The sequence below is a fragment of the Aeromonas sp. R10-2 genome, from assembly GCF_040908445.1.
Lineage (GTDB): Bacteria > Pseudomonadota > Gammaproteobacteria > Enterobacterales > Aeromonadaceae > Aeromonas > Aeromonas veronii.
This window is the reverse complement of the sequence record NZ_JBFODS010000080.1, coordinates 57,837-75,512: the sequence shown is the minus strand read 5'-3', so window position 1 is coordinate 75,512 and position 17,676 is coordinate 57,837. Positions and strand designations below refer to the sequence as shown.

General features: G+C 60.7%; 17 protein-coding genes. 15 read left to right on the top strand and 2 right to left on the bottom strand.

The features are described 5' to 3' along the window. Nucleotides 1-13 precede the first annotated feature (13 nt). Nucleotides 14-1,282 carry an IS4-like element ISAeme4 family transposase gene (locus tag AB5Y97_RS16065; protein WP_041206016.1) on the bottom strand — a complete coding sequence of 423 codons (1,269 nt, stop codon included), beginning with the start codon at nt 1,280-1,282 and terminating at the stop codon, nt 14-16. Nucleotides 1,283-1,426: 144 nt separating this feature from the next. On the opposite strand from AB5Y97_RS16065, the gene AB5Y97_RS16060 reads away from it, so the two are divergent. The 14 genes from AB5Y97_RS16060 (at nt 1,427) to AB5Y97_RS15995 (ending at nt 15,659) form a co-directional block, all read left to right on the top strand. Further along, nucleotides 1,427-2,872 (top strand): coniferyl aldehyde dehydrogenase, encoded by a 1,446-nt coding sequence (locus tag AB5Y97_RS16060; RefSeq protein WP_201945936.1) that lies wholly within the window; start codon nt 1,427-1,429, stop codon nt 2,870-2,872. Nucleotides 2,873-2,883: 11 nt separating this feature from the next. Then, complete coding sequence (locus AB5Y97_RS16055) at nt 2,884-3,504, top strand: TetR/AcrR family transcriptional regulator (RefSeq protein WP_201945934.1); 621 nt, start codon at nt 2,884-2,886, stop codon at nt 3,502-3,504. After that, complete coding sequence (locus AB5Y97_RS16050) at nt 3,485-4,003, top strand: hypothetical protein (RefSeq protein ID WP_201945932.1); 519 nt, start codon at nt 3,485-3,487, stop codon at nt 4,001-4,003. Before AB5Y97_RS16055 ends, AB5Y97_RS16050 begins: the two co-directional genes overlap by 20 nt. 18 nt (nt 4,004-4,021) lie before the next feature. Next, a complete protein-coding gene (locus AB5Y97_RS16045) occupies nt 4,022-5,206 on the top strand; it encodes an iron-containing alcohol dehydrogenase (protein ID WP_201945930.1) in 1,185 nt (394 codons plus the stop codon). A 204-nt stretch (nt 5,207-5,410) separates the two neighbouring features. Further along, entirely contained in the window at nt 5,411-5,671 is a 261-nt protein-coding gene (locus AB5Y97_RS16040) for a GNAT family N-acetyltransferase (RefSeq protein ID WP_005337747.1), read from the top strand. Next, the gene (locus AB5Y97_RS16035) at nt 5,658-6,248 is read left to right on the top strand and encodes a nucleotidyltransferase family protein (RefSeq protein ID WP_201945929.1); all 591 of its coding nucleotides are present in this window, start codon (nt 5,658-5,660) and stop codon (nt 6,246-6,248) included. The genes AB5Y97_RS16040 and AB5Y97_RS16035 overlap by 14 nt, the downstream gene beginning before the upstream one ends. Before the next feature lie 71 nt (nt 6,249-6,319). Further along, nucleotides 6,320-8,143, top strand: coding sequence for a SulP family inorganic anion transporter (locus AB5Y97_RS16030; protein ID WP_021230679.1), 1,824 nt, complete (start codon nt 6,320-6,322; stop codon nt 8,141-8,143). Between the two features lie 121 nt (nt 8,144-8,264). After that, nucleotides 8,265-9,626 (top strand): MATE family efflux transporter, encoded by a 1,362-nt coding sequence (locus AB5Y97_RS16025; RefSeq protein WP_201937192.1) that lies wholly within the window; start codon nt 8,265-8,267, stop codon nt 9,624-9,626. After that, nucleotides 9,623-10,234, top strand: coding sequence for a hypothetical protein (locus AB5Y97_RS16020; protein WP_005337761.1), 612 nt, complete (start codon nt 9,623-9,625; stop codon nt 10,232-10,234). The genes AB5Y97_RS16025 and AB5Y97_RS16020 overlap by 4 nt, the downstream gene beginning before the upstream one ends. Before the next feature lie 276 nt (nt 10,235-10,510). Then, complete coding sequence (locus AB5Y97_RS16015; protein WP_005337763.1) at nt 10,511-10,726, top strand: YdcH family protein; 216 nt, start codon at nt 10,511-10,513, stop codon at nt 10,724-10,726. 162 nt (nt 10,727-10,888) lie between these two features. After that, nucleotides 10,889-12,082, top strand: a complete 1,194-nt coding sequence (locus AB5Y97_RS16010) for an extracellular solute-binding protein (RefSeq protein WP_201945927.1) — start codon at nt 10,889-10,891, stop codon at nt 12,080-12,082. Then, complete coding sequence (locus tag AB5Y97_RS16005) at nt 12,079-14,217, top strand: diguanylate cyclase (protein ID WP_368158440.1); 2,139 nt, start codon at nt 12,079-12,081, stop codon at nt 14,215-14,217. The genes AB5Y97_RS16010 and AB5Y97_RS16005 overlap by 4 nt, the downstream gene beginning before the upstream one ends. 139 nt (nt 14,218-14,356) lie before the next feature. Continuing rightward, a complete protein-coding gene (locus tag AB5Y97_RS16000) occupies nt 14,357-15,016 on the top strand; it encodes a YceH family protein (RefSeq protein ID WP_368158438.1) in 660 nt (219 codons plus the stop codon). Nucleotides 15,017-15,101: 85 nt separating this feature from the next. Continuing rightward, the gene (locus AB5Y97_RS15995) at nt 15,102-15,659 is read left to right on the top strand and encodes a HutD family protein (RefSeq protein WP_042057881.1); all 558 of its coding nucleotides are present in this window, start codon (nt 15,102-15,104) and stop codon (nt 15,657-15,659) included. Between the two features lie 114 nt (nt 15,660-15,773). Here AB5Y97_RS15995 and azu read toward each other — a convergent pair whose 3' ends face one another. Next, nucleotides 15,774-16,214, bottom strand: a complete 441-nt coding sequence (azu, locus tag AB5Y97_RS15990; RefSeq protein WP_005337768.1) for an azurin — start codon at nt 16,212-16,214, stop codon at nt 15,774-15,776. A 335-nt stretch (nt 16,215-16,549) separates the two neighbouring features. Between azu and AB5Y97_RS15985 the strand changes: the two genes are divergently transcribed. After that, nucleotides 16,550-17,596 (top strand): FAD:protein FMN transferase, encoded by a 1,047-nt coding sequence (locus tag AB5Y97_RS15985; RefSeq protein ID WP_368158436.1) that lies wholly within the window; start codon nt 16,550-16,552, stop codon nt 17,594-17,596. The last annotated feature ends 80 nt before the right edge of the window (nt 17,597-17,676 follow it).

The following is a 17,676-nucleotide window of genomic DNA, read 5'->3' as shown; positions in this document are numbered from 1 at the left end:
CATATACAGGACCTTAAGAAAACACTTCATTTGAAATTCCTTCTAAGGTCCTGTTCTGTATCGATTTTCGCTGCTTGGTTCGACGGGCATTTTTCGCCAAGTAAACGGCAGCCCATTCCAGACGCTCTCTTATTTCCACCAACACCCGATGAGCCACCGCTTCCAATAACGGGAACCACCAGGTTCCGCTATTTTTCGCCGCTTTCAGTGTGGATAAACCGTCCCCCATCAGCGTCTGAGCTACCCGTCTTTTCATCACCAGCGACAACAGGCTGGCCCACACCAGCCCCTCGGCAATGGCTTTCTGACCTGTCACAAAGCCCTTGAGCCGGTTGTGCGACTTCCACTCCTTAAACAGCAGCTCCACCTGCCAACGACAGCGGTACAGGCTCATCACCCGCTCTGCTGGCCATGCCTCTCGTGGCAGATTGGTCATCCAGATACAGAACCGTTTCTCCTCGGCAAACCAGCGTCGGATCAGCCGATACTCGAACTTGCCCGATTTCACCACCATATCCAGTACCTCTGCCCGACAGTGCCGCCGTCCAGCATCCTTGAGTGACAGGCCCGCCAGCTTCGGCACTTCCCGTTCGTCACCGCGCCATGCCCGGATAATCTTCGGGTTCAGGCTCTTACTACCCCTGACCAGATAGAAACCGCCCGCCTCGTTTAGTTTCGCAAAGTAGGCCATATCGATGTAACCCGCGTCCGCCAACAGCAGGCTGTTATTGAGCCGCTCGGGCTCAGGCAGGAACTGGCGCTCTGACGCCGTATCGGCAGAGACCTGCATGCAAACTGGACTTTGCTCCAATAGAGACATGAGCATATGACACTCGATTGCCGCCGGGCTAATGGTCTTGAACCTTCCCGGAAACACTTCGGCCAGGCTTTTGTGGACGGCAAAGGAAGTACCATCCTGCAACAACACCTGTTTGAATGCGCCAAGGGATGCAGTCTTCATCTGTTGGCCGATACGCAAGGCGATAGCCCGTTCAACCAGCGCCTTCATGAACAGGGCGAACGACGCTTTGCGCAACTGGTTGTGAAAGGGCTTGTAGGAAACCTGATGGGCATCAACCAGTTGCAAGGCATTGAAATGATGGTGCAATCCAGCGATACCATCGACCTGGTCGCAGCCAAGTGCCCGCAAGAGTGCAGTCACCAGCATGGCAGGCGTAATGGCTCGTTTGCGCAAGCAAAATTGGCAGTCACGGGCAATGCGGTCGAGTTCGGCAGGAGAGAGAAGTTGCTCAAGATAGTGGTTGGCATCGATAATGGTCATGGCTTCGTGCGTGGCGGTTTTGTTTGGCGATAAAATCAGATCACAATCGAAGCCATTTTTATATCTATTTCAATTGGTTGCTGCTAAAGATCCTGTACATGTAGACCGACTAATCAGTCGGTCATTTTTCATGCGGAGAACAACATGGGTGCGGCGCAGCTTCAACACACTCCTGAGGATATCCTCGCCATCAAATTGTCCCTGCCGGATCAGCTGGCGCGGCTCAAGCGGGCGAGTCTGGCTCACCCCATGCCAACCCTGGCCGAGCGCCGGGCGCAGCTGACCAAACTCAAACAGGCATTGCTCGCCCACAAGGGGCAGCTGTGCAAGGCGCTGGCAGCAGATTATGGCCAGCGCAGCCACTACGACAGCCTGATTGCCGATGTGCTGCCCTGCATCATGCAGATCAACTACACCCAGAAGCGGCTCAAACGCTGGATGCAGCCCCACCGCCGCCACACCGGCCTGCTGCTGGCCCCCGCCAAAGTAGAGGTGCACTTCCAGCCACTCGGGGTAGTCGGCATTATCGTGCCGTGGAACTTTCCGGTGATGCTGAGCCTTGGCCCCCTTATCACCGCCATCGCGGCGGGCAACCGGGCGATGCTGAAACTCTCCGAGTTCACCCCCCATACCAATGCCGTGCTGCGCACCATGCTCACCAGCGTGTTTGACGAAAACGAGATCGCCATCATCGAGGGGGATGCCCAGATGGCGGCGGCGTTCAGCTCACTGCCGTTCGATCACCTGCTCTTTACCGGCTCCACCATGGTGGGCAAGCTGGTGATGGCTGCCGCCGCGCCCCAGCTCACCCCCCTCACCCTTGAGCTGGGTGGCAAGAGCCCCTGTCTCATCACCCCCGACATGCCGGTCGCCACCGCGGTCGAGCGGATGATCTTCGGCAAGAGCCTCAACGCCGGGCAGATCTGCGTCGCCCCCGACTATGTGCTGCTGCCCCGTAGCGAGGTGGATAACTTTATCGCCGCCTATCGCCGCCACTTCAGCAAGCTCTACCCGCAGGGGCTCAATAGCGCTGACTACGGCGCCATCATCAACGACCGCCAGTATCAACGTCTCGTCAGCTGGCTGGATGAAGCCGAGCAGGCGGGTGCCCAGCTCCACCCCTGTGGCAGCCCGGTCCGCGACGATCAGCGCCGCCTGCTGGCGCCCCACCTGCTGACCGGAGTGCCGGGCCAGTGTCAGGTGATGCAGCAGGAGATCTTTGGCCCGCTGCTGCCGCTCATTCCCTACGACACCCTGGAGGAGGCGCTCGCCTATGTGGCTGAGCGGCCCCGCCCGCTGGCCCTCTATCTGATGAGCTTCGATCCCGAGTTGCAGGCACGGGTGACCCGGGAGACCCACTCCGGCGGCATGGCGATCAACGAGAGCCTGTTTCAGGTGGCGGCCGACGATGTGCCGTTCGGCGGCATCGGCGCCTCCGGCATGGGCCACTACCACGGCCACGAGGGGTTCCTCACCTTCTCCAAGGCGAAAACCGTGCTGACCCGCGGCAAGTTCACCACCGGCTCCCTGATCCATCCCCCCTACCACAGCTGGATCCAGAAGCTGATGATGGCCTTCTTCCTGCGCTGATGGAGATGACCATGAACCAGGCTATCCCGCAGCCACAAACCATGACCGACAAGCGCCGCCAGATCCTGGATGCCGCCCTCGCCCTCTGCGCCGAAGATGGCCTGCAGGGGGCTGCCACAGCTCGAATCGCCAAGGCAGCCGGGGTGGCCAACGGCACTCTGTTCCACCACTTTCCGAGCAAGGAGGCGCTGATCCTCGCCCTCTATCAGGATGTGAAAACCCGGATGGGGAGCGCCATCCATGAAGCAGATCCCACCCTGCCGCTGTACGACCAGACCCGCCACTACTGGCAGCTGGCGATGAGATGGATGCTGGCGCATCCCAATGAGCTCAAATTCGTGCTCGGCTTCTTTCACTCCCCGCTGCTGGCCAGACCGGCCCGCAGCCAGATCCTGAACGATGCCCTGCGCTTTCTGCCTGCCCTGCTGGCAAAGGGGCAGGCCAGCGGCGAGCTGATGCAGGCTCCCGCACCACTGTTGCTGGAGGTGTGTCAGGGCCAGTTCCTCGCCTGCGCATCACTGTTTGTCGATCAACCGGAGCTGGGAGAGGACGACTACTGGCAAGCCAGTGCCTTTGCCCTCTTCTGGTCAGCCATCTCAGGAGCCAACCCCTATGACAACTCCGACCGTTGAATCTCTGGCCGCACTTGGCCGCCGCCTCTGGATCACCACACTGCTCTGGATGGTGGGTCGTACCCTCTGCCGCGCCGCCCGCACCGATGAGGCGGTACGCCGCGAATTGGCGCCGTTGCCGGACGGGCTGGCAATCCGCCTCGAAGTAGGCGGCATCGGATACGCCATGAACATGCACAAGCAGGGTGGGCGCTGGTATCCCGGTGCGCCAGTCGCCCCCCATGCCACCATCCATCCGCTGCGGGTGCGCTTCAAGCACCCCAATATCGCCTTTCGCGCCCTGAGCTTTCGGCTCGGGGTCAATCAGGCGTTCAGTGAAAACCGGCTGCTGGTGGAGGGAGACCTGACCGTTGCCATGCATCTGGTACGGGGGCTTGAGCAGTTGCAGTCCCTGATCCTGCCCGCCTTTATCGCGCGGCCTCTGCTGCGCCACTATCCAGCCCCGACCAACAAGATCGGCCGGGCCTGCAACATCTATCTGGGTCTGGTGACCGGCTAACGCGCAAGGAGCCTTGAAATGAGCCGCTATTACGATTTTTTCTGCCCGGTCAAACTGCTGGCCGGTGAACAGGCGCTGGAGCAACTGGCCAGCGAGCTGGCCAGCCTCGGGGCCCGCCGCCCGCTGCTGCTGACCGACAAGGGGGTCAATGCTACCGGCCTTGCCACCCTGCTGGCCAATGTGCTGGCCGAGGGGGAGCTGCCGGTCGCCGCCATCTGGGACGAGATCCCGGCCGACTCTTCCACCGCCGTGGTGGAGCGGATCGCCAAACGCTATCGCGAGCTCGACTGCGACAGTCTGGTGGCACTGGGGGGCGGCTCGGTCATCGACACCGCCAAGGCGGTCAACATTCTCACTTCCATGGGGGGTGAACACCTGCTCGACTACTCGGGCGCCGGTTGCCTGACCCGTCCCCTCAAGCCGCTGGCGGTGGTGCCCACCACGGCGGGCACAGGATCAGAAGTGACATTGGTTGCAGTGATCAAGGATGAGGCGAGCGGGCGCAAGGTGCCCTTCACCTCCCCCTTCCTGCTGCCCCAGCTGGCGGTGCTCGACCCGCGCCTGACCCAGGGACTGCCCCTCAATATCACCGCCGCTACCGCCATGGACGCCATGACCCACGCCATCGAGGCCTTTATCGGTACCGCCAAGAACCCGGTGAGCGATGCACTGGCCCTGATGGCGGTGGAGAAGATCGCCAGCGCCCTGCCGCAAATCATCCACGACCCGCAAAACAAACAGCTGCGGCTGCAACTGGCGGAAGGCTCCACGCTGGCTGGCATGGCATTCTCCAACTCCATGGTGGGGCTGGTGCACGCCCTCGGCCACAGTCTGGGAGCCCGCTGCCATCTGCCCCACGGGCTGTGCATGAACCTCTTTTTGCCGACCGTGCTCGACTACAACCGCCCCGAGGTGGATAGCGAGTTGGCCCGGCTGCTGTTGCCGCTGGTGGGGGCAGAGCGCTTTGCTGCCACCCCGGCCCATCAGCGAGCAGAGGCAACCATCACAGCCATTCGCACCCTGCGCGACACCTTGTGGCAAGCGGTCAAGCTGCCGCGCACCATGAGCGAGGCAGGGGTAAGCGATCGCTCGCTACTGACCGAGATCCGCGATCTGGCGATCAACGACGGTGCCCTGCTGTTCAATCGCAAAGATGCCGACCGTGAGCAGTTACTCACCCTGCTGGAGCGAGCCTGGGCCTGATCCCGACCTCTTTGCTAACACTCTTGTGTTGACACTAACGCGGTGCCCGACTCACCATCGGGCACCTTGATCTGCATCGCGATATCGATGTGCCCCCTGTCAAAGGGGGATGATATTGACCACGGGCTCTCATTATCTGTTCTATACCTTGGCTAACAGTTATGTTGTGCCGAGAGACTCAACTTTATGCCAGAGGTGCCCACCATGAGCGACATCATCCATCAGGCCAACCAGCAACAGTTCATCTGTATGGTGGAGGGGAAAGAGTCGAGACTGCGCTACCGGCGGCTCGATGCCAAGACCATCGACGCCTACAGCACCTTCGTACCCCCCGAGCTGCGGGTGCAGGGGATTGCCGATCAGCTGGCGCGCGCCTTCTTCAACTGGACTCAGGCGGAGGGGCTCACTATAGTGCCGAGCTGCCGCTACATTGATGTCTGGTTACGCCGCAATGCCAACAACTGAACCTCTGAACTCCGCCCTCGAACAGCAATTCCAAGCCAAAACAGAAGCCCTGCTGCGGGCCGATCCGCAGCGGATGGCCTGCCTGCAAGCCGCGGCCGAGCTCAATCTGCCCGACTGGGCGCTGGGAGCAGGCTTTATCCGCAATCTCATCTGGGATCACCTTCACCACAAGGCGGTGCCCACCCCGCTCAACGATATCGACCTTATCTATCTCGATAAAACCGATCCGCAAGGGCTGGCCGAGACGGCGCATGAAACCTGGCTGGCAAAGCGGCTGCCAGGTCAGCAGTGGGAAGTGCGCAATCAGGCCCGCATGCACACGCGGCAGCTGGTGGCGCCGTTTGCCAGCAGCCTTGAGGCGCTCAGCCACTGGGTCGAAGTGCCCACCTGCATCGGCGTGCGCCTCACCCGAGATGGCGAGTTCGAGTGGCTTGCCCCCTACGGCTTTACCATCAACTGGTCGCTGCAAGTGAGTGCCAACCCCAGATGTCGTCAGGACAAACAGATTTTTACCCAGCGCATCAAGGAGAAACGCTGGCAGGCTATCTGGCCTGACCTTCAGGTAAACTGGCCATAACCTGATTGCAATCTTTCGATAACCTTGGGCACACTAGGGGAAAAGCTGGTTGTAACTCAATGGGTTAAATAATGCGCGACTTCTTCTCTCTCGAACGCTGGCTACCGGGCCTCGCCGCCCTGCTGCATTACCAGCGCGCCTGGTTGATGCCAGATCTTCGCGCCGGACTCTCGGTGGCGGCCGTGGCGCTGCCCGTCGCCATCGCCTATGCCGAGCTTGCCGGGGTGGGTGCCATCGTCGGTCTCTACTCCTGCATCCTGCCCATGCTGGTCTACGCCCTGTTTGGCACCTCCCGCCAGCTGATTGTCGGCCCCGATGCCGCCACCTGCGCGGTCATTGCCGCCGTGGTGACGCCGCTGGCCGCAGGCGACCCCACCCGTCACTGGCAACTGGTGATGACCATGACCGCCATGACCGGCTTCTGGTGCCTGATTGCCAGCCGCTTCAAGCTGGGAGTGCTGGCGGACTTTCTCTCCCGACCCATCCTGATGGGGCTGCTCAATGGTGTGGCCATCACCATCATGGTGGGCCAGCTCTCCAAGATCTTCGGCTTCACTTTCAGCGAACGTTACCTCATCGAGCGGATCGCCAGCGGGGCCACCTATATCACCCAGACCCATCTGCCGACCCTGGCCATGAGTCTGGTGGCTCTGCTCACCCTGCTGCTGGCCAAGCGCTACAAACCGGCATGGCCCTCCTCCATGGTGGCCATGGTGGTGACCGCTGCGCTGGTGTGGGGCTTTAATCTCGGCCAGTTTGATATCGCCACCCTGGGGACGGTGGGCTCCGGCCTGCCCGCCTTCCAGATGCCGGAATTTCCCCCCGGCCTGATGCGGGAGCTGGTGCTGCCAGCCCTTAACCTCGCCATGGTGAGCTTCGTCTCCATGATGCTGACCGCCCGCAGCTTTGCCGCCAAAAACGGTTATGAGATAGACGCGGACAAGGAGTTTCGGGCCCTCGGTATGGCGAACCTCGCCTCCGCGGTCTCACAGGGTTTTGCCATCAGCGGCGCGGATTCACGCACCGCGGTCAACGACGCCAACGGCGGCAAGAGCCAGCTGGTCTCCATCATCGCTGCGGCGGTGATAGCCCTCATCACCTTCTATCTGACGGCGCCGCTCAAATATATTCCCACCGCCGCCCTCGGGGTGGTGCTGGTGATGGCCTCCCTGTCGCTCACCGATTTTCGCGGTCTTTGGGCCCTGCGCCACTCCGATCGCTCCGCCTTCTGGCTGGCGCTGGTCACCTTTATCAGCGTGCTCACCATGGGGGTGATCCCGGGGATCACCCTCGCCGTGTTGCTGGGGCTGTTCCAGTTCCTGCGCAATGTGATGCGCCCCACCGACCAGCTGCTTGGCATGGATGACGAGGGGGTAGTACGTACACTGGGGGACAACGAACAGGCCAAGGCGATCCCGGGTATTCTGGTCTATCGCTTCAACTCACCGCTCACCTACTTCAATGCCCCCTATTTCAAGCGGCGGGTGCTGGCCCTGCTGGTGCAGGATCCCCGAGCCCCCAAGTGTCTGGTGATCGATGCAGTCGCCTGCTTCACCCATCAGGACATCAGCGTGATGAGCATGGTGGGAGAGCTGCACAAAGAGCTGAAACGGCGCGGCATCCATATGGTGATGGCGGGTCGCCACGGTCAGATGACTCACTGGTTAAAGCAGGCGGGCGTGCGGGTAGGCGATGAGGGGATCATCCTCTGCCCCGATATGTATCAGGCGCTGCGCCTGACCCGCTGCTATCGCGAGCCGGTGTTCAAGGATGATGCGGTGGTGGAGAGCACCACAGATGCCATCCGCTCCAACTGGCCGCAGGATGATGCCCTGCCCGACTCGGCGCGCCTCACCTTGCCAAGCGAACAGGAGGCGGGCGCCACGCCTGCCTGATCCCTTGGCCTGCGCCCCTGGCCGGTGCAATCCTGCACAAGGATTGCACCGGCCTTGGCCTTGGTGTTAAATGCGCCCCCAGAGGGCACTCCCCCGTGCCCTCCCAGCTGTTGGACATGCCATGCAATCTCAATCCCACGCAGGCCCGGGCACCCTCTTTGCGCTGACCTGGCCGCTCTTTATCGATCTCGCCCTGCACTTTCTGACCGGCGCCCTCAATACCTTCATGGTGGGTCACGTCTCCTATCAGGGAGTGGCGGCGCTGGCGGTCGGCAATCAGGTGTTCGATCTCGCCATCACATTGTTCAGCTTCGTCAGTATCGGTACCAGCGTGGTGATCACCCAGTATCTGGGGGCCGGCGATCGGGAGAAGAGTCGGGTGGTGATCCACACCGCTATCGGCTTCAACCTGCTGATCGGTCTGGTGGCCGCCATCGGCGTGATGGCGGGGGCCAGCACCATGCTGGCGCTGATGAACCTGCCCGCCAATCTGATGAGCGACGGGACGCTTTACTTGCAGATCATCGGTCTCTGCCTGCTGCCTGAGGCCGCAGCGCTCTGTCTGGCGGCTACCCTGCGCGCTCACGGCCACACCCGTCAGGCGATGTATGTGACCCTCATCGTCAACCTCATCACCTTCGTCGGCAACCTGCTGCTGCTCTACGGCTGGTTCGGCCTGCCCCAGCTTGGCGTCGCCGGTGTCGCCATCAGCACAGTTGCCGGGCGTCTGGTGGGCGTGGTGCTGCTGGTGTGGCTGGTAGCCCGCAAAACCGGCATTCGCCTGGTGGTGCGCGATATCGTCCACCCCAGCCGGGAGATGCTGGGCAAGGTGCTCCATATCGGCCTGCCTGCTGCAGGGGAGAACCTCTCCTGGATGCTGCAGTTTATGGTGGTGACAGCCTTTGTCGGACTGCTGGGGGACAAGGCGCTGGCGACCCAATCTTACTTCTTCCAGATCTGCCTGTTTATCCTGCTGTTTGGCCTCTCCATCGGCCTTGGCAACGAGATCATCATCGGTCATCTGGCAGGTGCCAGACAGTTCGAACGCGCCTATCAACAGCTGCTCAAGAGCCTCAAGCTCGGGCTGGCAGTCACCTGCGTCATCGCCGTGGCGGCTGCCCTCAATGGCCGTACCATCATCAGCCTCTTTACCGATGATGCCGACATCATCACCCAGGTGGCGCAACTGTTTCTTATCAGCCTTATCCTCGAACCCGGCCGCACCTTCAATCTGGTGGTGATCAACGCCCTGCGGGCCACCGGGGATGCCCGTTTCCCCCTCTACATGGCGTTGCTATCCATGTGGGGAATTGCCGTGCCACTCTCCTATTTCCTCGGTATCATGCAGGGTTATGGACTGGTCGGTATCTGGCTGGCGCTGGCCTGCGACGAGTGGGTGCGCGGTCTGGCCATGTTCTGGCGCTGGCGCAGTCGTCGCTGGCAAAACAAAATTCTTGTTGAAACAAAAGCGGAATCACAATGAAGAAGATAGGACTCTTGCTGGCTGCCATCCTGCTCAGCCCCCTGGCCATGGCGCAAACTGCCCCTGCCGCTCCCAAGGCTCAAGCCACCCAGACCTGGTATGTGGCCCCCATCGCCATCGATGAAACCAGCGATGCCCAGAAGGCGCTGACCAAGGACTTCATGGCCCAGATGATCAAGACCATCAAGATCAACGAGTACCAAACCGGCAAGGCGGTAGGCAACACCAAAAAGCCCAAGTGGCTGATCCGCACCAAGCTGATCCCCGCCAGCAACGAGCCGCTGGTCGGCAAGAAGCACCCCCAGGGTCTCACCTACGGCAAGGGCAATCCGACCCAGGAGATCGTCGGCGAGCTGTTGATGAACGGCACCCTGGTGGCCCACATCGGCCAGGGCTGGCGCGAGCCTATCGTCCCGGGCACGCCGGTGGCTGACAAACTCTCCATCGCCAATTATCGCTACGCCATCGGGGATCAGGCCAAGTCGGCGGATCTGGAGGAGCTGGCCGCCCAGATTGGCTTTGAGGCGGGCAAGGTGATCCACCGCGACGGCAAGCCGCTGCCCGAGAAGAAAAAGAAAAAAGAGCAGGCGGACGAAGAGAAAGAGTAACGTTGCCTGCATCCATAAAAAGGGGCCACTCGGCCCCTTTTTTGATCCTGCACCCTCACGCCAACACTGCCCCTGTTGTGACTTGTCGCACAGTTTGGCTCACCATTCAGATTGATAAATCACTTATCTTGTTTTAATTCAACAAGTTATAAATATCCCGCCGAATACTCCAAATCATTGCCCCCAAATCCGATCAGGATCACATTTATCCCCGGCACTAAGGGGTAGCTTTGGTCTTACAGGCACAATCAAACGAAACCAAGGAGGCTCCATTACATGTTCCCAGAGTACAGAGAACTCATCTCGAAACTGAAGAGCAGTGATGTCCATTTCCAGAAGAAGTTTGACTTGCACAACGACCTGGATGCGGAGATTAGAAAGTTGGAAAAGCATCACGCCAGCGACTATAGCGCCGAGGTGAGAGATCTGAAAAAACAGAAACTCAAACTGAAAGAGGAGATATACGACATCCTCAAACAACATCCACAATAGATGCCTCGAAGAATATGCGGATAAGCAATTTATCCCCCAGCCCGGCCCACGCGCCGGGCTTTTTGTTGTTTCAGTCAATTAGTTGACACCCGAGCCTACCGATCTTGTCGGTAGTTTGTTACATTTTTCCCTTGGAATTCAGGGAATAACGGTGATGATAACATGAGCAGAAAACGATCTTTTTATCATCTCTTGCTGCTTTGCCTGTTCGCATTGAGCCACCCCCTGCAGGCTCAGGAGCCTGAACTGGAGCTGTGGCACTCCCAGCAAGCCGGTTATGTGATCGACGACGTGATCGCCCGCTTCAATCAGGAGGGGAACCACAGAGTGCGGGTCACCCAGATTGAGCCGGGCAAGATCAAGGCGGATCTCCTGCTGGCAGCTCAGGCCAGGGGGCTGCCCGATCTGATGCTGATCCCCTCCGATTTTATCGGCCTCTATCGCCAGATGACCCTCGCTCCCCTCCCGGCCGAGTGGTTTTCCCCCGCGCTGATGGCCAGCGCCTTGCGTTATGTCACCCTGGATAGGCAACACTGGGGCATGCCCATGATGCAGGGCAACCATCTGATGCTGTTTTACAACAAGGCGCTGGTCTCGACTCCTGTGACCCAATGGCAGCAACTGACAGCTATCACCCCGGCCCTCAAGGCCAAGGGGGTCTACCCCGTCAGCTGGCCCTATCACGACATGTACTACTTCGCCGCCTTTTTACACACCTTTGGCGGTTCGCCGGTGACCGAAGGGCACATCACCCTCGACAGCCCGGCCATGGTGCAGGCACTGGAGGCCTACCGCACCGTCGCCAGCGAACAGTGGGTCGATCCCGAGTGCGACTATGACACCGCCCTCACCCGCTTCAATGAGGGCAAGAGCGCCTACCTCATCAATGGGGACTGGGCGTTCAATGACCTGGTGAAGAACATGGGGGATAAGCTGGGGGTCGCCCTGCTGCCCCGCTGGCAAAGCCATCCCATGCACTCCATGAGCGGCGCCTACGTGATGGGAGCCTCCCGCTGGGCGATGGATGATGAGGATCGGCAACCCGTCATCAAGGCGCTGATGGCCTTTATCCAGCGTCAGGATATTCAGCAGTTCATCTATCATCAGGGGACGCTGCTGCCGGTCAATCAGCAGGCTTTTACCGCCATCAGCCGCCGTCCCACGCCTCAGGAAAAAGTGCTGCTGGAGCAGTTCACCCTCAGTACCCCCATGCCCTCCGACAGCGCCATGTCCATCGCCTGGCAAGCGATGGAGAAAGGGTTCGAGCGCTTTAAAGAGGGGATCAGTGCCGCCGACACCGCCCGCTATATGCAGCAGTTGGCTGATCAGCAGTACCGGCAGGTCAAAACACCATGAAACATCGCACCTTTCGGCTCGGCCCGACCCTCATCATCATCCTGTTCACCGTCGCCTTGCTGCCGGCACTGCTGGCCAGCACTGTGCTGCTGATCCGCCAGCACCAGATCATCGCCCAGAGCGAGCAGTCACAGCTGGAGCGGGCCCTCACCAGCATGACCCGCGAGGCCCGCTTTCGCAGCGAACTGATCGGCACCCAGATCAATCAACTCAGTCAGGATCGGGTGCTCCATCAGGCCCTCGACAATTTTCTCTTCTCCAGCCATGCCCGGCTGGCGCTGGCCACCTTTGTCAAATCCAACAGCCTGCTCACCTCGGCCTACCTCATCGATGACAAGGGGTTGGTGGTGGAGTACATCAATGGCCAGGCCTCCCACCTCGAGTCGAGCGACCTGATGCCGCAGCTGATGGCCTGGGGCAAGACCCGCGAGGCGAAACAGGGCAAGCATCTGCTGCTGCCCGTCGATGATCCCGTGCTGGTCGACGACATGGAGCAAAACCGCAGCGGCGGGCTGGCGCTGGTGGCCCCCATCTATCGCAACCACCAGCGAGCAGGGGTGATGCAGACCCCTTCCGGCTTCGTGATGGCCATTCTCCCCTGGCGGCAGATGGCCCAGTTGCTGGAACCCTATCTCAAGGGAAGCGAATATCTGGTGATCTCCCAGGGCGAGAACCGTCTTTACGAAGGGGCTCACCAGAACGCCAACGCCATGGATGACAGGGAGCCAAGCAAGTTGGCGCAGCCCCTGGCCATTGGCTGGCCCCAACTGGAGCAGGAGATCACCCCCACCATCACCCTCTACAGCTACAGCAATGACAGGGTCAGCGAGCTCAACAAATCCCAACAGCTGCTGACCGTCAGCATCGCCGTCATGTTGCTGCTGGTAGCCATCGGCTGCGTCTGGCTCACCCGCTGGCTCACCCGACCGCTGCGCTCGCTGGCCGCGCTGGTGCGCAGCTATGGCAAGGGAAATTACCAGCAACGGCAGGCGCCGCTGCGCTTTGTGGAGTACGACGAGGTGCGCCAGTTGCTACAGGAGATGGCCAGTACCATCTCGGATCAGGTGCGGGCGCTCTATCAACAAAATGAACAGCTGCAGCAGGCCAATAGCGAGAAAGAGGCCTTCAACCAGCGGCTGCTCGGCTTCAACGACGAACTGGAGCAAGAGGTTGCCTCGCAAACGACCGCCCTGCGCTCGGCCCTGAGCCGGGAGGAGCGCAGCCGCCATATCCTGCAATCCTGGTTGCAGTTCGGTCTGCACCAGCAGCTGGATATCGATATTGCCGAGCTGGCCAGCTCCGCCCTGCTGCAGCTCTCGCAGCTCTATCCTGGCCACCGCTGGGGACTGGTGATCCGCCGAGACGGGCAGCCTCACTACTTCCTGACCCAGGGGGTCGATGCCCCCTTGCGGGATGCCCTGCAGGAGAAACTGGCTCAACTGATGGATGAGGAGGTCAAACACTCCGAATGCCAGTGGGATAACGCACTCTGGAAGATCATGACTCTGCCCGGTAGCCAAAGTGGCGTGCTGTTTGGTTATCTGATGGTGAGCGCAGAAGGGCTGGAGTCCGAAGACAGGGCCATCTTGCGGCTGTTTGCCAAGCAGTTGGCGGTGGGCATCGAGGGGCGCCTCTTCACCGACGAGCTGGCGCGGGTCGCCCGCACCGACAACCTCACCGGGCTGCCCAACCGGCAGGCGTTCGAAGAGGCCTTACACCACTATCAGGCGGTGCTGGCGCGCCATCCGGAGCGTCACCTCGCCCTCTTCATGCTCGACCTCAACGGCCTCAAGCGCACCAACGACCAGTATGGGCACGAGGCGGGCGACGCCCTGCTAATCCAGATGGCTCGCCAGCTGCGCACCCTCTGCCGTCAGGATGAGAAGATTTTCCGCATCGGCGGCGACGAGTTCGTCCTGCTGGCGGAGGCGGACCACCTCGCCAGCCAGCTGCTGGCAGGTAGACTTGAGGCAAGCCAGCAGCACGCCATCGTGCAACATGGGGAGCACAGCTTCCCGCTGCGTTTTGCCATCGGCTGGAGCAGCAGCGACCAGACCCCCCTGGCGGAGCTGAGCCGGGTGGCTGACGATGCCATGTATGCCAATAAGGCGCGCTTCTATCAGGGGCAGCGATAAAAAGCGGAGGTCTGTAGCGTTGGCGAGCCTTTCGCCAACCCCCTGATCAGCTCGCAAAAATGGCGCGCAACGCTAGACGCGGCGCGGACCATGACTAAGATAGGGGCTCTTGATGTCTCGATTTGGAAGGGAGTAGGAAATGGAGTTAGTACTTGGCCCACTGGAAGCCCGCGTCATCGGCTGTCTGATTGAAAAAGAGATCTGCACCCCGGATCAATATCCCCTCTCCCTTAATGCACTGGTCAACGCTTGCAACCAGAAGAGCAACCGCGAGCCGGTGCTGGAGCTCTCCGAGCTCGATATCCGCGCCGTGGTAGACGAGCTGATCCGCAAGCGGCTGGTGGTCAACACTGCAGGCTTCAACGCCCGGGTGCCCCGCTACCAGCACAGGTTCTGCAACACCGAATTTGGCGAGCTGAAATTCAGTGCCCAGGAGCTCGGCATCGTCTGCGAACTGCTGCTGCGCGGCCCGCAAACCCCGGGGGAGCTGCGCTCGCGCACCAACCGCCTCTGCAGCTTCGATGATGTCACCGAGGTGGATGCGGTGCTGACCCAGCTCATCGAACGTGGCCCCTACGTGGTCAAGCTGCCGCGCGAGCCGGGCAAGCGCGAATCCCGCTACGCCCACCTGTTTAGCGGGGAGGTGGATATTCAGGCGATGATGGATGCAGCCCCCGCAGCGGCCTATGCCTCCCCTGCCGCCGACCGTCTGAGCGAGCTGGAGCTGGAAGTGAGCGAGCTCAAGAGCCGTCTCGCCGCCATGGAAACGCGGCTGGCTGCGCTGGATGGTCAGGGCTGATCGCCTTTACCATCGCCAATCTCTATCAGGGAGCCGGGACAGATGTCCCCGGCTCCCTGCGTTTTTTTATCGTGAGGAAGTGCCCGTGATCACCCTGATTAAAGAGTCTGACCACCAGAAGATGCCCTGGAAAAACCAGCAGGGCACCACCAGCCAGATCCTCATCTCCCCCAAGGGGAGCAGCCTTGCCAAACTCGACTTTGACTATCGACTGAGCTCGGCCCCCATCAAGAGCGCGGGCCCCTTCTCCCCCTTTCCTGGCTATCAGCGCATTTTGCTGCCGGTGAGCGGGGCAGGCTTTGTGCTCAACGGCCACCCCTACGCCACCTTCGAGGCGGCGCACTTTAGCGGCGATGAGGAGACCCACTGCGAGTTGCTGAAAAAAGAGGTGACCGATCTCGGGCTTATCTACCATCCGGATCGCATCAGCGCCAACGTGCGGGTGCTGAACCTCCCCTTCCCGCTGACCCTTACCCTCGAGCCAGAGAAGACCTACCTCTGTCACCTGCTGAGCGGCCAGCTGGCCGTGCAGGGCAAAGAGGTGGCCATCAACGAGACGCTTGTGGTGACCGGGGAAGAGAGCATTCACTTCGAATGCCAGAAGAAGACCGCCATCGCCTTCTTTACCCTGCAGGCCAAATAGCGCAAAAGTCGGCGGTGTGCAGTCATGCCACGCCACACACAAACAGCAGAGATGAAAAAGCCGGGAAATCCCGGCTTTTGCTATTGAGGCAACCGGCTCGTGCCGGTCAGCACCTTAGTTGACCTTGAAGGAGCCCTTCATCATGGCGAAGTGGCCGGGGAAGGAGCAGAAGAAGGTGAGATCCTTGCCCGCCAGACCGTCGGTCTTGAAGGTCACGCTGCTGCTCTCGCCGCCGCCGATCAGCTTGGTGTGAGCCAGCACACGGGGATCATCCTTGGGCAGATAGCCGTTCTCGGCCCCGGCGCTCATCCCGGCAGTCGCCACTGTCTGATAGTCGGCGGTGCTGGCCAGCACCCAGTTGTGACCCATGGCGGTCACGGGCAGCTTGCCGGTGTGGTTCAGGGTGACCGTCACCTCCTTGCAGGTGGCCGGCACGCTCATCTCTTTGAGGTTGTACTGCATGGCATCATTGCCTTCGATGACCAGTGCACACTCATCCGCCAGCACGGGGGCAGCCAGGGTACTCAGAAACAGCAGGGTAATCGCCTTTTTCATCATCTTCTCCTTTGATTGGCAATGGATGGCAACGACTTGGCGGATGCGGTGAACGCTTCGCAAAGATGCCGTCTAAATCGACCTTCATTTTACTCAATTGTCTTCAATCGGCTATGGCTTTTGGCCAAAGCTGCGGGCCAGGTCACCAGACGGTGCTCTACTCGCCACTCTCTCCCTCACGGATGGACGATACGACCCGCTCCCGCCACAGGTTCAAAACTGTTTAATTTTTTCTGCTCTTTTCCCTCCGATTGCCCCTATCAGGGCTCGCCCGGCGGGCGCCCCTTGGCTAAGCTAGCGCCCCGATATGAACCTTCTCCAGATGAGAGCGCCGGATGATTGCGATAACCCCCGTGGCGGCCCTGCGCGGCCTGCTGCTGACCCTGCTGCTGGCGCTGGCCGGCTGCCAGCCCACCCCGCCTGCCCAGACCCGTATTCAGGGCAAGACCATGGGCACCTACTATGTGGTGACCCTGAGCGATAGCTACCCCGGTGGAGAGCCCGCCCTCAAAAGCGACGTAGAAAGACTGCTGGCCCGGATGAACAAGGAGATCTCCACCTACGATCCGGGCTCGCTCATCTCCCGTTTCAATCAGGGGCCCGCCAACACCCCGTTTGCCATCCCGCCCGCCATGGCCATCATAGTCCAGCAGGGGATGGATGCCGGGAAGCTGACCAACGGCAAGCTGGATGTGACCGTGGGGCCACTGGTCAATCTGTGGGGCTTTGGCCCGGACAAACGGCCGGTCAAGCGGCCCGATGAGGCGGCCATCGCCGCCGCCCGCCACAAGGTGGGGATCGACAAGCTGAGCCTGACCCCGCAGGGGGATCACTTCCTGCTCGAAAAAACGATCCCGGATCTCTATCTCGACCTCTCCACCCTCGGCGAAGGGGCTGCTTCGGATGAAATCGCCGCCCTGCTCGAAGGCAAGGGGGTACACAACTACCTGATCGAAGTGGCCGGTGCGGTGCGCAGCAAGGGCAACAACAGCAAGGGCTCGCCATGGAAAGTAGCCATCGTCGAACCCTCCGATCAGCCGGGAGCGTTTTCCGATATCGTCATCCCCAACGGCATGGCGCTCAGCACCGCGGGCAGCTATCGCAACTACTACGAGCTGGATGGCCAGCGTTACTCCCATATCATCGATCCCGCCACCGGCCAGCCGGTCACCCACAAGCTGGTCTCCGCCAGCGTCATCACCCCGACCGCACTGGAGGCCGATGCTCTCGATACCGCGCTGATGGTGATGGGGCCTGAAGCGGGGTTGGCATTTGCCAAGCAGCACCAGCTGGCGGTCTATCTCATCATCAAGACCGAACAGGGGTTCAAGGCCGAGTACACGCCGCAATTTGCTCCCTATCTGGCAGAGAAAAAACGGTGAGTTCAAGGCCCTGGCAACAGGGCCTTTTTCTTTCACTCATCGCGGGCAAAAGGCGGACAAACGGAGATGGTTCGCAATCG